The sequence below is a fragment of the Halomonas shengliensis genome (assembly GCF_900104135.1).
In the GTDB taxonomy this organism is placed as follows: Bacteria; Pseudomonadota; Gammaproteobacteria; order Pseudomonadales; family Halomonadaceae; genus Halomonas; species Halomonas shengliensis.
Genome location: NZ_FNIV01000003.1, coordinates 170,465 through 184,594 on the forward strand (window position 1 = coordinate 170,465; position 14,130 = coordinate 184,594).

Here is a 14,130-nt window from a genome sequence, read left to right on the forward strand (position 1 = left end):
GAGGGAGAGACGATGGGCGCACTGACCAAGGCGGAGCTTGCCGAGCACCTGCACGCGGAGCTTGGCCTCTCCAAGCGCGAGGCCAAGTCGATGGTGGAAGCCTTCTTCGAGGAGATCCGCGGCTGCCTGCGCGAGAACGAGCAGGTCAAGCTGTCGGGTTTCGGCAACTTCGACCTGCGCGACAAGCGCGAGCGGCCCGGTCGCAACCCCAAGACCGGCGAGGAGATCCCCATCTCCGCCCGCCGGGTGGTGACCTTCCGCCCCGGCCAGAAGCTGAAGAGCCAGGTGGAAGGCTACCAGGGCGAGCATCACTGAGGCCGGGTATCTCTGAGTCCGGACGTCTGTGAGCCAGAGCGCCGCGCAGCGTGTGACCCATGCAGAAGGGCCACCCCCAGGGGTGGCCCTTCCGCGTGTCTGGCCCTGTGGCCGCCGGTGGGGCGGGTCAGACCCCGCCGCCGTTCTCCAGTGCCCAGGTGATCACCACCTTGAGCACATAGCCCAGCATGCCGGCGCCCAGCACCACGAACAGCATGATGGTGCCGAAGCGTCCGGCGTTGGACTTCTTCGCCAGGTCCCAGATGATGAAACACATGAACACGATCAGGCCGCCGATCATCAGCGGGGTGATCCACGCCTCGAAGGTCTGTTGCATGGGGTCTCCGTCAGGGGGTGTTTTCCCGACTATCATACTCGGGTATGCGGACCGCCGCAGGCGTGGGGGCCTGCCGCACGGGTGCGACGAAATGTCCCGGGCTTGATCTGGGTCGAGATCCTCTCCCTGTCCCGGGGGCCGCGCCGGAGGATGCGTGGCCGGCGCGAGACATGGTAATATCCGAGAAAATTTCTCAGGTAATACCGCGACATGCCCATGCTGAAGATCTTCGTTGGTACCATGTACGGCGGCGCGCTGGACGTCGCCGAGCAGGTCAAGCCGCTGTTCGAGGAGGCCGGCCACGAGGTGGCGATCCTCGAGAACCCCACCCTGGACGACCTCGACGCCGAGACCACCGATCTCGCGCTGTTCTGCGTCTCCACCACCGGCAGCGGCGACTATCCCGGGGCCTTCGCCCCCTTCGCCAACGCCATCGCCGAGAAGAGTCCCGGCCTCGGCTGGCTGCGCTACGGCTTGATCGCCCTGGGCGACAGCTCCTACGGCGAGACCTTCTGCGGCGCCGGGCGTCAGCTCGACGAGCTGCTGGCGGGGCAGGGGGCCACGCGCCTGGGCGAGCGCCTGGAGGTCGACGCCATGGAGACCTTCATGGCCGATGACGCCGCGCTGCCCTGGGTGGAGGAGTGGATCGACGCCCAGCAGCTCAAGGTGGCCTGAGGTGGGAGCGACCCCCACGCCGGAGCGCCTCAGCCTGGTGCTGGGGCTCGCCCTGCTGATGCTCGCCACCATCCCCCGCTACCTGGTCGGCGGCCATGACAGCCGCCTGAACCTGATCCTGCTCGCCCTGGCGGTCGTGGCCGCGGTGGCCGTGGTCCAGTGGCGCCTGCTCGAGGCCGAGGCGAGGCGGCGACTGCCGCGGCTGCTGGGCCGCCTGGGGGGCTGCCTCGCGGCCGGTCTTGCCGGCATGGGGCTCTATCATGCGCTCTTCACCGACTTCATCGGCTGGGAACTGCTGATCGCCCACGGCGCCACCCTGGGGCTGCTGCTGCATGCCCTGTCGCTATGGGTCAAGGCGCCGCGTTAGATAGCTTCAAGAGCGCAAGGATCAAGGATTCCTTGTCTCTTGCCAGGGCTATCGCCGTTAGCCATGCGTCGATAGCGAAAGGCGCCGGGGACAGGTCGTAGAGGGGGTCCTATGCCAGGGATGGCATCGGTAGCGCCCAGGGATGGGTTCACAGCGCCCCCTCGAAGGCCTGTCGCCGGGGTAGCCTTGAGCGGTACTCTCTCTGCGATAGCCCTGCGCCCCTTGCCCCTTTCTTCTAGCCCAGTGTATAGCAGGGCTCGTACTCGCCGGAGAGCTTCATCCGTCCCTGGGCGACGAAGGAATCGAGCAGGGCGTCCAGGCGCGCCATCAGCTCGGGTTCGGCGCTGAGCCGGAAGGGGCCGTTGGCCTTGATGGCGCGGATGCCGTGCTCCTTGACGTTGCCGGCGACGATGCCGGAGAAGGCGCGGCGCAGGTTTGCCGCCAGCTCGTGCACCGGCTGGTCGCGGTTGAGGGCCAGGCCGGCCATGGCCTCGTGGGTGGGCGAGAAGGTCGCCTGGAAGGGGCGGTCGATGGTCAACCGCCAGTTGAAGTAGAAGGCGTCCTGGCGGGCGCGACGGTACTCGGCGACCTCGTCGACGCCCTTGCGCATGGCGCGGGCGACCTCGGTGGGGTCATCGACGATGATGCGGTAGCGCCGGCGCGCCTCCTCGCCCAGGGTATAGGCGAGGAACTCGTCGATGCGCTGGAAGTACTCCGCGCTGCTGGCCGGGCCGGTGAAGATCACCGGCAGCGCCATGTCGGCGTTGTCCGGGTGCAGCAGGATCCCCAGCAGGTAGAGGATCTCCTCGGCGGTGCCCACGCCACCGGGGAAGACGATGATGCCGTGGCCGAGACGCACGAAGGCCTCCAGGCGCTTCTCGATATCCGGCATCACCACCAGTTCGTTGACGATGGGGTTGGGCGCCTCGGCGGCGATGATGCCGGGCTCCGAGACCCCCAGGTAGCGCCCCTGGTGGCGACGCTGCTTGGCGTGGGCGACGTTGGCGCCCTTCATCGGCCCCTTCATGGCGCCGGGGCCGCAGCCGGTGCAGATATCCAGCTCGCGCAGCCCCAGGTGGTAGCCCACGTCCTTGCTGTAGTCGTACTCCTCCCGGGAGATGGAGTGGCCGCCCCAGCACACCACCAGGCTCGGGTCTACGCCGGGCTTGAGGGTGCCGGCCTTGCGCAGGATATGGAACACCGCGTTGGTGGTGCCCTCGCCGGTGGTCAGGTCGAAGCGCTGGTGGCCCTGGATCTCGTTGTAGACATAGACGATGTCGCGCAGCACCGCGGAGAGGTGCTCACGGATGCCGCGGATCATCTTGCCGTCGACGAAGGCCTCGGCCGGGGCATTGGTCAGCTTGAGGCGGATGCCGCGGTCCTGGGGCACCACCTCGATGTCGAAGTCGGCGTAGGCCTCCATCAGCGCCAGGCCGTCGTCGGTAGGCGAGCCGCAGTTGAGCACCGCCAGGGCGCACTGGCGCAGCAGGTCGTGCAGGCCGGCGCGGGAGGTGTCGTGGAGGCGCGCCACCTCATGCTGGGAGAGGATCTCGAGGCTGCCTTCCGGCGAGATGGTGCTGGAGATGGTGTCGGGCATGCGGGCGTCCTTGTCGTGCGGTGACTTACCCGGCGATGCTATCACGCCGCCTCCTGTGGCGGTGATAGAATCCTCCCATTCCTCGTCGTGTGGCCCGCCATGTTCAATGCGCTCTACTTCCGTACCTTCATCACCCTGGTCGAGACCGGCAGCTTCACCCAGACCGCGCGCCGCCTGGAGATGACCCAGCCCGGGGTGAGCCAGCACGTGCGCAAGCTGGAGCGCTACCTGGACAAGCCGCTGCTGGAGCGCCATGGACGCCGCTTCACCCTCACCGAGGCGGGGCGCCGTGCCTACGACTACGCCCTCAAGCTGTTCGCCGAGCACGAGCAGTTCCGTCACTCCCTGGACGCCGACTCCACCTACTCCGGAGACTGCCGCCTGGCCTCGCCGGGCAGCCTCGGGGTGATGCTCTACCCCTTCCTGCTGGGGCAGCAGCAGATGTACCCGGGGCTGACGGTGAGCTACAGCTTCGCCTTCAACCAGGAGATCACCCAGGACGTGCTGGCGGGGCGCTACGACCTGGGTATCGTCACCGAGCCGATGCGCCACCCGGACCTGGAGGTAGTGCCCTGGCATCGCGAGCCGCTCTGCCTGGTGGTGCCGGCGGACTTCGCCGGCACCGGGCTGTCCGAGCTGATGGGCATCGGCTTCATCAGCTACTTCGATGGGCTGAGCCACGCCAGCGCCCTGTTGCGGGGCAACTTCCCCCAGGAGTTTCGCTCCATGAGCCACTTCCGCCGCCAGGGCTTCACCAACGAGGTGGGGATGGTGCTGGATGCGGTGGCCCGGGGACTGGGTTTCACCGTGGTATCGCGCCCGGTGCTGGAGACCTCGCCCTGGCAGCGCCAGGTCAAGGCGCTGGAGCTGCCGGTGGCGGTGCACGAGTCCCACTACTGCGTGACCCGGGCGGGCAGCGAGATGCCGCGTCGCTACGTGCGCCTGCTCGAGGACTTCCGCGAGCAGCGCCGTCAGGCCCTGCATGGCTACGGGGATCCCCAGGAGATCCCGCCGCCCCGCGGCTGAGGCGTTCGGCGTCGGCGCCCGAACGGCGACGCAACGCCGCCCTCAACGAAGACGACCAGGCCCCGCCGAAGCGGGGCCTGGTCGTGTCATGCGGGCGCTACCTGCCCGCTGGCGCGCTCAGTCGCGTCCCTCAGTCACGATACTCGTCGATGCTCGGGCAGGAGCAGATCAGCTGACGGTCGCCGAAGACGTTGTCGACCCGGTTGACCGCCGGCCAGTACTTGGCCGCCTTGACCGCCTCGGTGGGGAAGGCGCCCAGCTCACGGGAGTAGGGACGCTCCCAGCCGTCGTCCATCAGGTCGGCCATGGTGTGCGGGGCATGGACCAGCGGGTTGTCGTCGGCGGGCCATTCACCGGCCTCGACCCGGGCGATCTCCTCGCGGATCGCGATCATGGCGTCGCAGAAGCGGTCGATCTCGTAGCGCGACTCCGACTCGGTGGGCTCGATCATCAGGGTGCCGGCGACCGGGAAGGACATGGTCGGGGCGTGGAAGCCGTAGTCCATCAGGCGCTTGGCGATGTCTTCCTCGCTGATGCCGGAGGCGGCCTTGAGCGGGCGGATGTCGATGATGCACTCGTGGGCCACGGTGCCGTTCTCGCCCTTGTAGAGCACCGGGTAGTGCTCGCCCAGGCGCCGGGCGATGTAGTTGGCATTGAGGATCGCGAGCTCCGTGGCCTCGCGCAGGCCGCGGGCGCCCATCATCTTGATGTAGCCCCACGAGATCGGCAGGATCGAGGCGCTGCCGTAGGCCGCCGCCGAGACCGCGCCGCAGTCGTCGTTGACTCCTTCGATGGGGGTCACCACGTGGTTGGCCACGTAGGGGGCGAGGTGGGCCTTGACGCCGATCGGGCCCATGCCGGGACCGCCGCCGCCATGGGGGATGCAGAAGGTCTTGTGCAGGTTGAGGTGGCTGACGTCGCCGCCGAAGTCGCCGGGGCGGGTCAGGCCCACCTGGGCGTTCATGTTGGCGCCATCCACGTAGACCTGGCCGCCGTGGTCGTGGACGATCCGGCAGACCTCGCGTACCCCGGCCTCGAAGACGCCGTGGGTGGAGGGGTAGGTGATCATGATCGCCGAGAGGGCATCCGCGTGCTTCTCCGCCTTGGCACGCAGGTCATCGATGTCGATGTTGCCATTCTCGTCGCATTCCACCACCACGACCTTCATGCCCACCATGGCCGCCGAGGCGGGGTTGGTGCCGTGGGCCGAGCTCGGGATCAGGCAGACGTTGCGGTGGCCCTCGCCGTTGGCCGCCTGGTAGCGGCGGATGGCGACGAGGCCGAGATACTCGCCCTGGGCGCCGGAGTTGGGTTGCATGGAGATATGGTCGTAGCCGGTGATCTCCACGAGGAAGGCGGAGAGCTCGTCGATCATCTGCTTGTAGCCGGCCACCTGGTCGCGGGGCACGAAGGGGTGCACCTCGGCGAACTCGGGCCAGGTGATGGGGATCATCTCGCTGGTGGCGTTGAGCTTCATGGTGCAGGAGCCCAGCGGGATCATGGCGTGGGCCAGCGACAGGTCCTTGTTCTCCAGGCGCTTGAGGTAGCGCAGCATCTCGGTCTCGCTGCGGTAGCGCTTGAAGGTCGGATGGGTCAGGAAGTCGCTCTGGCGCCGGCAGGCGGCGGGGATGCCGCTCGCGCCCTCGGCCACCACGCGCTCGTCGAGCTCGCGCACCGAGAGGCCATGCTCCTCGCCCAGCAGCACGTCGAACAGCACGTCGAGGTCATGGGCGGTGGTGGTCTCGTCCAGGCTGACGCCGATATCGCCGCCGTCGAAGTAACGCACGTTGATGGCGTGGGTGAGGGCGCGGCCATGGATCTTGCCGGCGTCCACGCCGGTCAGGCGCAGGGTGTCGAACCAGCTGTCGTGGGCCAGGGCAACGCCCTTCTCCTGAAGCCCGAGCGCCAGGATGGTGGTCAGGCGGTGGATGCGACCGGCGATGGTGGTGAGCCCCTCGGCGCCATGGTAGACGGCGTAGAAGCCGGCGATGTTGGCCAGCAGGGCCTGGGCGGTACAGATGTTGGAGGTCGCCTTCTCGCGGCGGATATGCTGCTCGCGGGTCTGCATCGCCATGCGCAGCGCCTGGCCGTCACGGCTGTCCTTGCTGACGCCGATGATCCGCCCGGGGATGGAGCGCTTGAGCTTGTCGGTAGTGGCGAAGTAGGCGGCATGCGGGCCGCCGAAGCCCATGGGCACGCCGAAGCGCTGGGTGGAGCCGACCACGATGTCGGCGCCCAGCGCGCCCGGCTCGGTAAGCAGCACCAGGCTCATGATGTCGGCGGCCACGCAGGTCATGATGCCGCGCTCGCGGGCATCGGCCAGCAGCGGGGCGAGGTCGCGGATGCGTCCGCTCTCGCCGGGATACTGCAGCAGGGCGCCGAAGGCCTCGACCTCGGCCAGCTGCTCGGCCGGGGCGACCACCAGCTCGAAACCGAAGTAGGCGGCACGGGTGCGCACCACGTCCAGGGTCTGGGCCAGGACGTCATCGGCGACGAAGAAGACGTGGCTCCTGGCCTTCTTGTTGGCACGGCGGCACAGCGCCATGGCCTCGGCCGCGGCGGTGGCCTCGTCGAGCATCGAGGCATTGGCCAGCTCCATGCCGGTGAGGTCCATCACCATCTGCTGGAAGTTGAGCAGGCCCTCCAGGCGGCCCTGGGAGATCTCGGGCTGATAGGGGGTGTAGGCGGTGTACCAGCCGGGGTTCTCCAGCAGGTTGCGCTGGATCACCGTGGGCAAGTGGGTGCCGTGGTAGCCCTGGCCCAGGTAGCTCTTGAAGGGGCGGTTCTGGGCCGCCAGGCGCCTGAGGTAATCGAGCGACTCGGCCTCGCTCTTGGGCGGGTCGAGGTCAAGCTCGCGGCCCAGCCGGATGTCGGCGGGGATGGTGCGCTCGAGCAGGGCATCCAGGCTCGGTTCGCCGAGCGCCTCGAGCATGGCCGTCACGTCCTCCTCGCGGGGGCCGTTGTGGCGTTGGATGAAGGCATCATGGGCGGCCAGGTCGGCCAGGCGGCGATTGTCGAGAGCCATGTCACACCCTGTCGATATCTAGGAAAAAACCGGTCGCGTCGTCCGCGAAATAGGCAACACGCATCGCCGACCCCGTCCGTTCGGGGCGGGGCCGGCACAGGACCCGTGGATCAGTCGTCGGCGCTGGCCACGGCCTGGTAGCCATCGGCGTCGAGCAGGTCGTCGAGCTGCGCGGCGTCCTCGACGCGGACCTTCATGATCCAGCCGTCCTCGTAGGGCGACTCGTTGAGGGTCTCGGGCGCATCCTCGAGGGCCTCGTTGACGGCGATGACCTCGCCGGCTACGGGCGCGTAGAGGTCGGAGGCGGCCTTGACCGACTCGACCACGCCGAACTCCTCCTTCAGCTCGAGGCTGCGGCCGACCTCGGGCAGTTCGACGAAGACCACGTCGCCCAGCGCCTCCTGGGCGTGGTCGCTGATGCCGATGGTCACGGTGCCGTCGCCGTTGTCGAGGACCCACTCGTGGCTTTCGGCGTAACGCAGATTCGCGGGAATAGAGCTCATCGAGATTTCCTATAAGAAAAGAGTTTCCGGGCAGGGCGAATGCTACCGCCATTGGCGGCGTTTGGCGAGCCCGTCGCCTGCCGCCGTGGCAGCGGGGCGAGGACTCGCCATTCAGAGTGGCCCGCCGCGTCCGGGGCGTCCAGTCCTCCGCGGCATTCTCCGCGGCGGATTGCGCCGCTTCATGCGACCCCGGGACCGTCGTGGCCGCGCGAAGGCTGCCGGGCAGGACGCGACGCGGTGAAGGCGCTATGCTGCTTCGGCGTGGTATGCCTCGCGCGCGGGCGAGTTTCGCATCGGAAACTCGGCTGCCCTGGCAGGCAGCTGGGTTGAAGATGCGTCGTTCGTCTGGGTGGCCTCATGGCCATCGAATCCGCTATGTTACGCGGGCCTGTGCTGTGGTTCCTGCGTTCGTCTTGCCAGTTCTTGGTGGATCGTTCGCCATACCCGACACTCGGCGGCCCGGCCGTCGCGGGGAGCCAGGGCGCACAACAACAAACCGCTTAGGGAGATTCACGTGGAAACCTTGAACAGTATCTTCGGCGCCATCAACGGCGTGGTATGGGGGCCGGTGATGCTCATCCTGCTGCTGGGGGTGGGCCTCTACCTGCAGGCCGGACTGAAGCTGATGCCGATCCGCAAGCTCGGCGAGGGCTTCAAGCTGATGTGGCAGGGCCGCGATCGCAAGCCGGCACCCGGCGAGGCGAAGAGCAAGGACGAGGATGGCGAGATCTCGCCCTTCAACGCCCTGATGACGGCGCTCTCCGCCACCATCGGCACCGGCAACATCGCCGGCGTGGCCACCGCCATCGCCCTGGGGGGGCCCGGCGCGGTGTTCTGGATGTGGATCACGGCGCTGGTGGGCATGGCCACCAAGTTCTCCGAGGCCGTGCTGGCGGTGCGCTACCGCGAGACCGACAGCACCGGCTACCACGTCGGCGGGCCGATGTTCTACATCAAGAACGGTCTGGGGCGTAAGTGGCTGTGGCTGGGCGGCGCCTTCGCCTTCTTCGGCGCGGTGGCGGCCTTCGGCATCGGCAACACCGTGCAGTCCAACTCCGTGGCCGACGCCCTGGACAGCACCTTCGGGCTGCCCCACTGGGTGACCGGCGTGGTGATCATGGTGCTGGCCGGGGCGGTGATCCTGGGTGGCATCAAGCGTATCGCCAAGGTGGCCGGCAAGCTGGTGCCGATCATGGGTATCGCCTATGTGATCGCCGGCCTGATCGTCCTGGCCATCAACGCCGGCCAGATCGGCGACGCCTTCGGCATGATCTTCTACTACGCCTTCAACCCCCATGCGGCGGTCGGCGGCTTCGCCGGCGCGGCGGTGATGGCGGCCATCCGCTTCGGCGTGGCCCGCGGGGTCTTCTCCAACGAGGCCGGCCTGGGCAGCGCGCCCATCGCCCACGCCGCGGCCCAGACCAAGAATCCGGTGCGCCAGGGCCTGATCGCCATGCTCGGCACCTTCATCGACACCATCATCGTCTGCTCCATCACCGCCCTGGTGATCCTCACCGCCGGCGTCTGGGAGACCGGCGAGGCGGGTGCCTCGCTCACCGCGCTCTCCTTCGACGCGGCGCTGCCGGGCATGGGCAACGAGGTGGTATCGCTGGCGCTGGCGGTGTTTGCCTTCACCACCATCCTGGGCTGGTCCTTCTACGGCGAGAAGTGCTTCCAGTTCCTGTTCGGTACCCGCTCCATCATGCTCTACCGGGTGCTGTTCGTGCTGGCGATCCCGCTGGGTGCCCTGGCCAACCTGGGCTTCATCTGGCTGATGGCCGACACCTTCAACGCCATGATGGCCATCCCCAACCTGATCGCCCTGGCGCTGCTGTCGCCGGTGGTGTTCAAGCTGGCCCGGGCCTACTTCAACGGTGAGGAGGTGCTGCCGGGCGAGGAGCTGGATCACGACAAGTCGTGATGCTGCGCTCGCCATGACGGCCGAAGAGGCGCCCCGCGGGGCGCCTCTTCGCGTTGAGGCTCCTTCGAAGGCGCATGGTGAGGGGGCCCTGGCGAATGAGGCCGGTGCCATATCTAAAATATACCGTTATCTTTTTTCTAGGCGCTTCAGGCAGGAATCGGTTCACGACCATAGGAAGGGTCTCAGCGGTCGGGCGACCGCTCCGCGAGCACCCGACGGAAGGTCAGGCTGATGCGCAGGCCCGGCAGCCGACGCGGCAGCAGGGCGTGCTGCAGGCGTGCCTGCACCCCCGGGCCCATCACCAGCAGGCTGCCATGGGGCAGCCAGACGTTGAACGCTGGCCCCTCGCGGTGTCGCCAGCGGAAGCGCAGGGGGCGCTCGGCGCCGAGGCTCACCGCGGCGATGACGGGGTCCGGGCCGAGCTCGAGCTCGTCGTCGCTGTGCCACCCCATGCGCTCCTCGCCATCGGCGTAGCGGTTGAGCAGCACGCTGTTGAAGCCGGTGGCGATGCCGGCGTCGGCTAGCCGTGCCTCGAGACGGCGGCGGAGCGCGGAGATTGCCGGCTCCCAGGGCGACGGGGCGAAGACGCGTCCCGAGTAGCGGTAGCGCGCCTCGGGGTCGCCCATCCATAGCTGGCGCCGCGGGATGGGATGCTCGCGTCCGTAGAGGCGCAGGGTGGGGCGCTCCCAGGCCAGCACCCGATCCAGATGGTGGAGCAGGCGGTCGGCCTCGTCAGCGCTCAGCAGCGCCGGGGCGAGCCACAGGGGCGGGTCGTCGAGCAGGGTCTCCAGCATGGGGCGAGGATGCCACGCCCCGGTTCACCCTGCCAGCCACAGGCTCACGCCGGCGAAGCCCAGGCCCAGCAGGCCGCCGGCCAGCACGTCGCTGGCGTAGTGCAGCCCCAGGGCGACGCGGGAGAGGGCGATCAGGACGACCAGGGGCAGCAGCCAGGGCGCCAGCCAGGGCAGGTGGCTGGCGGTGAGCATCAGGAACATCACCGCATGCATGGTGTGCCCGCTGGGGAAGCTGTAGCGATCCCGGGCCGGCGCCTCGCGGCTGACGTTGCCGACGAAGGTGATGAAGGGGCGCTCGCGGCAAAGGCGGGTCTTGAGCAGGCGGTAGACGCCGATGGCGAGCAGGGCGGTGACGGCGTACTGCAGCATCAGCGCCCAGCCCCGCTCGGGCTGCAGCAGCGGCTGGGCGGCGATCAGCACCACCCAGGCGGGCCAGTCCCCCAGTCCGCTGGCCAGGCGCAGGGTGGCGAGCCAGGGCCGATAGAGGTTGTAGCGCGCCAGGCGCCGACATAGCTGCCATTCGATCAGGTCCAGGCGCTCAAACACGGCAGGGGGCAGGGCTCGCATGGCATCTCTCCCGGGCATCCTCGAGGGTGGCGATGAAGGTATCGGCGATGGCGGGCCAGCCGAGGCCCAGTGCCCGCTGGCGGGCGGCGCGGCCGATCCGGGCCCAGCGCGCCGGCTCCTGGCACAGCGCCACGGCGGCCTCGCGGAAGCCGTCGCTATCACCGGGGGGCAGGGCCAGGCCGTCGTGGCCATGGTCGATGAGTTCGGCGCCGGCCGCATGGGCGAAGGCGATGGCCGCCAGGCCGCTGGCCATGGCCTCGGGCAGCACGTTGCCCCAGGTCTCCGAGAGCGAGGGGAACAGGAAGAGGTCGGCGCTGGCGTAATAACGCGGCAGGTCCTCCGGCGTCACGAAGCCGGGGAAGTGGGCGTCGGGCAGGCTGCGGGCCAGGGCGCGCCGGGAGGGACCGTCGCCGACGATCACCAGGCGCAGATCGGGGCGCGCGGCGCGCATCGCCAGGCAGGTGTCGCGGAGCAGGTCGAGGTTCTTCTCCGGGGCCAGGCGGCCGACGTAGAGGGCGATGGGGGTGTGGGGATCGGCGCCCAGCTCGCGGCGCAGCGCCTCGTCTCGCCGGTCGGGCGAGAAGCGCTCGGCGTCGATGCCGCGTGCCATGGTGCCAAGCCCACGGAAGCCGCGTGCGGCGAGCCGGTCGGCCAGCGCCCGGGTGGGCACCAGGGTGGCCGCGCTGCGATTGTGGAAGGTACGCAGGCGGCGCTCCACCAGCGGGGCGAGCCACGCCACGCCATAGTCGCGGCAATAGTGGTCGAAGTTGGTGTGCCAGCCCGCCACCGTGGGCAACCCCAGGCGCCGGGCGATGCGTTGCGCCGACCAGCCCAGGGGGCCCTGGGTGGCCAGGTAGACCACGTCGGGGCGTGACGCCTGCCACAGCCGGGCGATGCGCCGTCCGGCAGGGAGCCCGAAGCGCACCTGTCGATAGCCCGGCACGCCGAGTCCCGGCAGCTGCAGCTCCTGCTTCACGCCGGCGGCCCTGGCGTGGATGACCGGTCGGGGCCGGACCAGTTGCAGGTCATGGCCCCGGGCGACCAGCGCCTCGCTCAGCTGCCCCAGGGTATGGGCGACCCCGTTGATTTCGGGGGCCCAGGTCTCGCTGACCACACAGAGTCGCATCGCCATCCTCGTCGCCATCGGGGCATCGCGCCCGGTTGCCTCTCAGGATGGGCAGGGGGCATGACCGAGAGGCGACCAACCCATGACGGTTCGGAGTCAGCGCAGCACGCGGCGCGGGTCCACCGGCTTGCCGCCGTGGCGCAGGTCGAAGAGCAGGTCATGGCGTTGGGTGGCGTTGCTGTAGCCGACCTCGCAGAGGGGGGCGCCCCGTGTCACGGCGCTGCCGTCGGCGACCAGCAGCCTCTCGCAGAGGGCGTAGACGCTCTGCAGGTTGTCGGCGTGATGGACGATCACCACCTGGCCGAGCTGACGCATGCTGCCGGCGAAGCGGACGTCGCCATCGGCCACCGCCCTGGCCCGAGCGCCCGCCTGGGTGGCCAGCAGCATCGGCTGCAGGGTGCCACGGCTGTCGGTGCCGTAGGCGCGCACCACGCGGTAGTCCTCCAGCGGCCAGGGCCAGCGCCGGGCGGAGGCGGGCAGGTCGCCGGGGTCGGGCCGGCTCGCCGCGGGGGATGGCCGCGAGGCGGTACGGGAGGCGCCCCCGTCGGCCACGGCGCGCCGGGCCGAGGCGGCCGGCGACCCGCCCAGGGGGACGCTGATCAGCTGGCCCACCGCCAGCCGGGTGGGGGCGACCCCAGGATTGGCCGCCTGCAGGCGCGAGGCGCGGGTCTTGAAGCGCCGCGCGATGCTGGAGTAGGTGTCGCCGGGGCGCACCTGGTAGCGATAGGGGCCGCCGGAGGGCGCGCGCTCGCGGTGTGTGGGCATCAGCAGGCGCTGGCCCACGGCGAGGCGGCGAGCGTCCACCCCGGGGTTGAAGCGTTGCAGGCGCTCCAGGGGCACGCCGGCCTCGCGGGCCAGCTCGCCGAGGGTATCGCCGCGCTGCACGATCACCCAGCCGCCGCTGCGAGCCGCCTGGGCGGCGTCACGGGTAGCGCGCTCCATCGACGGGGAGGCGCAGCCGGCCAGCATCAGCAGCAGGCCGATCACAAGCGCGAGAGTCGCTCGTCCTTCTGGTGCCACAGCGCGTTGATCCATGCGTGGAAGCGTTCCTTGTCGCCGGGGTTGTCCTGGTAGTCGCTGCCGGGCATCCACGCCTCCACCGGCAGTCGGCGGGCCCGCATCACGATGCGCCCCTCGCGCCCGCACAGGTAACCCCAGAAGGTGGGATCCGGATTGTCGTAGTGCAGGGTGACATCGAGGATGCCGGCGAGCTGGTCGCCGAGCAGGCCGAGGACCTGGGCGACCCCACCGGCGCGTGGGCGCAGCAGGTGGTGGTAGGGCGAGGCCTGGGCGTCATGCTTGGCCGGGGTGAAGCGGGTGCCCTCCACGAAGTTGAAGATGGCGATGGGCATCTCCCGGGCGCGCTGGCACATGCGCTCGGTCGCCTCCTGGTCGCGGCGGGCGAGGTGGGGATGGCGGGCGCGCTGGGCGGCGGTCATGCGGCGCATGAAGGGGAACTCCAGCGCCCACCAGGCGAGCCCCACGATGGGGATCCAGATCAGCTGGCGCTTGAGGAAGAAGCGCGGCATGGGGATGCGCCGGTGCAAGGCGAAGAACAGCACGAAGATGTCGGTCCAGCTGCGGTGGTTGGAGAGCACCAGCCAGCCCTGCCGGCGGGAGAGGCCCTCCGGCACCTCGATCTCCAGTTGCGGCCTTAGCCAGCGGCGCATCCACCACAGGTTGAGGCCGATCCAGTTGAGGGCGATGGCATTGAGCACCCGCAGCACCGCCAGGCGCAGGCGGTGCCCGGGGGTGACCAGCTTCACCAGCGTCATCGCCAGCAGGGGCAGGCCCCACAGCAGGGTGGTCAGGGTGAGCAGCAGCAGGCTGACGATGCCCCTGAGGGTCGACATGCCGATCTCCATGGGTTGTCGAGG

At 69.3% G+C, this 14,130-nt stretch carries 14 protein-coding genes; 5 read left to right on the forward strand and 9 right to left on the reverse strand.

Annotated features, from left to right (window positions below):
- The first annotated feature begins 12 nt into the window (after nt 1-12).
- A complete protein-coding gene (gene ihfA / locus BLP95_RS05770; RefSeq protein ID WP_089677450.1) occupies nt 13-315 on the forward strand; it encodes an integration host factor subunit alpha in 303 nt (100 codons plus the stop codon).
- Nucleotides 316-442: 127 nt separating this feature from the next.
- Here the strand turns inward: ihfA and BLP95_RS05775 are convergent, their stop codons facing one another.
- A complete protein-coding gene (locus BLP95_RS05775; protein WP_023006841.1) occupies nt 443-652 on the reverse strand; it encodes a DUF2788 domain-containing protein in 210 nt (69 codons plus the stop codon).
- Nucleotides 653-862: 210 nt separating this feature from the next.
- Here BLP95_RS05775 and BLP95_RS05780 point away from each other — a divergent pair, with 210 nt between their 5' ends.
- Complete coding sequence (locus BLP95_RS05780; protein ID WP_023006842.1) at nt 863-1,327, forward strand: flavodoxin domain-containing protein; 465 nt, start codon at nt 863-865, stop codon at nt 1,325-1,327.
- A 1-nt stretch (nt 1,328) separates the two neighbouring features.
- Complete coding sequence (locus tag BLP95_RS05785; RefSeq protein ID WP_089677451.1) at nt 1,329-1,694, forward strand: hypothetical protein; 366 nt, start codon at nt 1,329-1,331, stop codon at nt 1,692-1,694.
- 235 nt (nt 1,695-1,929) lie between these two features.
- Here BLP95_RS05785 and ppnN read toward each other — a convergent pair whose 3' ends face one another.
- Entirely contained in the window at nt 1,930-3,291 is a 1,362-nt protein-coding gene (gene ppnN / locus BLP95_RS05790) for a nucleotide 5'-monophosphate nucleosidase PpnN (RefSeq protein ID WP_089677452.1), read from the reverse strand.
- 99 nt (nt 3,292-3,390) lie between these two features.
- Here ppnN and BLP95_RS05795 point away from each other — a divergent pair, with 99 nt between their 5' ends.
- Nucleotides 3,391-4,317, forward strand: a complete 927-nt coding sequence (locus BLP95_RS05795) for a LysR family transcriptional regulator (RefSeq protein ID WP_089677453.1) — start codon at nt 3,391-3,393, stop codon at nt 4,315-4,317.
- A gap of 130 nt (nt 4,318-4,447) precedes the next feature.
- Here BLP95_RS05795 and gcvP read toward each other — a convergent pair whose 3' ends face one another.
- Complete coding sequence (gene gcvP, locus BLP95_RS05800) at nt 4,448-7,342, reverse strand: aminomethyl-transferring glycine dehydrogenase (protein WP_089677454.1); 2,895 nt, start codon at nt 7,340-7,342, stop codon at nt 4,448-4,450.
- Nucleotides 7,343-7,452: 110 nt separating this feature from the next.
- Nucleotides 7,453-7,845 carry a glycine cleavage system protein GcvH gene (gcvH, locus tag BLP95_RS05805; RefSeq protein ID WP_089677455.1) on the reverse strand — a complete coding sequence of 131 codons (393 nt, stop codon included), beginning with the start codon at nt 7,843-7,845 and terminating at the stop codon, nt 7,453-7,455.
- Nucleotides 7,846-8,359: 514 nt separating this feature from the next.
- Here gcvH and BLP95_RS05810 point away from each other — a divergent pair.
- Nucleotides 8,360-9,766 carry an alanine/glycine:cation symporter family protein gene (locus BLP95_RS05810; protein ID WP_089677456.1) on the forward strand — a complete coding sequence of 469 codons (1,407 nt, stop codon included), beginning with the start codon at nt 8,360-8,362 and terminating at the stop codon, nt 9,764-9,766.
- 182 nt (nt 9,767-9,948) lie between these two features.
- Here the strand turns inward: BLP95_RS05810 and BLP95_RS05815 are convergent, their stop codons facing one another.
- From BLP95_RS05815 to BLP95_RS05835, 5 genes are all read right to left on the reverse strand, one after another.
- Entirely contained in the window at nt 9,949-10,560 is a 612-nt protein-coding gene (locus tag BLP95_RS05815; RefSeq protein WP_089677457.1) for an alpha-ketoglutarate-dependent dioxygenase AlkB family protein, read from the reverse strand.
- Between the two features lie 24 nt (nt 10,561-10,584).
- Nucleotides 10,585-11,127 carry a phosphatase PAP2 family protein gene (locus BLP95_RS05820; protein WP_089677458.1) on the reverse strand — a complete coding sequence of 181 codons (543 nt, stop codon included), beginning with the start codon at nt 11,125-11,127 and terminating at the stop codon, nt 10,585-10,587.
- On the reverse strand, nt 11,099-12,253 hold the full coding sequence (locus BLP95_RS05825) for a glycosyltransferase family 4 protein (RefSeq protein ID WP_089677459.1): 1,155 nt from the start codon (nt 12,251-12,253) through the stop codon (nt 11,099-11,101). Before BLP95_RS05825 ends, BLP95_RS05820 begins: the two co-directional genes overlap by 29 nt.
- Before the next feature lie 96 nt (nt 12,254-12,349).
- Entirely contained in the window at nt 12,350-13,195 is an 846-nt protein-coding gene (locus BLP95_RS05830) for a LysM peptidoglycan-binding domain-containing protein (protein ID WP_245678701.1), read from the reverse strand.
- A gap of 41 nt (nt 13,196-13,236) precedes the next feature.
- Nucleotides 13,237-14,106 carry an acyltransferase gene (locus BLP95_RS05835; RefSeq protein ID WP_089677460.1) on the reverse strand — a complete coding sequence of 290 codons (870 nt, stop codon included), beginning with the start codon at nt 14,104-14,106 and terminating at the stop codon, nt 13,237-13,239.
- Nucleotides 14,107-14,130: the final 24 nt, after the last annotated feature.

What these genes read in the sequence shown, in the direction of transcription:
- ihfA (WP_089677450.1), top strand. Translation starts at nt 13, where the DNA reads ATGGGCGCACTGACCAAGGCGGAGCTTGCCGAGCACCTGCACGCGGAG.
- BLP95_RS05775 (WP_023006841.1), bottom strand. Translation starts at nt 652, where the DNA reads ATGCAACAGACCTTCGAGGCGTGGATCACCCCGCTGATGATCGGCGGC.
- BLP95_RS05780 (WP_023006842.1), top strand. Translation starts at nt 863, where the DNA reads ATGCCCATGCTGAAGATCTTCGTTGGTACCATGTACGGCGGCGCGCTG.
- ppnN (WP_089677452.1), bottom strand. Translation starts at nt 3,291, where the DNA reads ATGCCCGACACCATCTCCAGCACCATCTCGCCGGAAGGCAGCCTCGAG.
- BLP95_RS05795 (WP_089677453.1), top strand. Translation starts at nt 3,391, where the DNA reads ATGTTCAATGCGCTCTACTTCCGTACCTTCATCACCCTGGTCGAGACC.
- gcvP (WP_089677454.1), bottom strand. Translation starts at nt 7,342, where the DNA reads ATGGCTCTCGACAATCGCCGCCTGGCCGACCTGGCCGCCCATGATGCC.
- gcvH (WP_089677455.1), bottom strand. Translation starts at nt 7,845, where the DNA reads ATGAGCTCTATTCCCGCGAATCTGCGTTACGCCGAAAGCCACGAGTGG.
- BLP95_RS05815 (WP_089677457.1), bottom strand. Translation starts at nt 10,560, where the DNA reads ATGCTGGAGACCCTGCTCGACGACCCGCCCCTGTGGCTCGCCCCGGCG.
- BLP95_RS05820 (WP_089677458.1), bottom strand. Translation starts at nt 11,127, where the DNA reads ATGCGAGCCCTGCCCCCTGCCGTGTTTGAGCGCCTGGACCTGATCGAA.
- BLP95_RS05825 (WP_089677459.1), bottom strand. Translation starts at nt 12,253, where the DNA reads ATGCGACTCTGTGTGGTCAGCGAGACCTGGGCCCCCGAAATCAACGGG.
- BLP95_RS05830 (WP_245678701.1), bottom strand. Translation starts at nt 13,195, where the DNA reads ATGGAGCGCGCTACCCGTGACGCCGCCCAGGCGGCTCGCAGCGGCGGC.
- BLP95_RS05835 (WP_089677460.1), bottom strand. Translation starts at nt 14,106, where the DNA reads ATGTCGACCCTCAGGGGCATCGTCAGCCTGCTGCTGCTCACCCTGACC.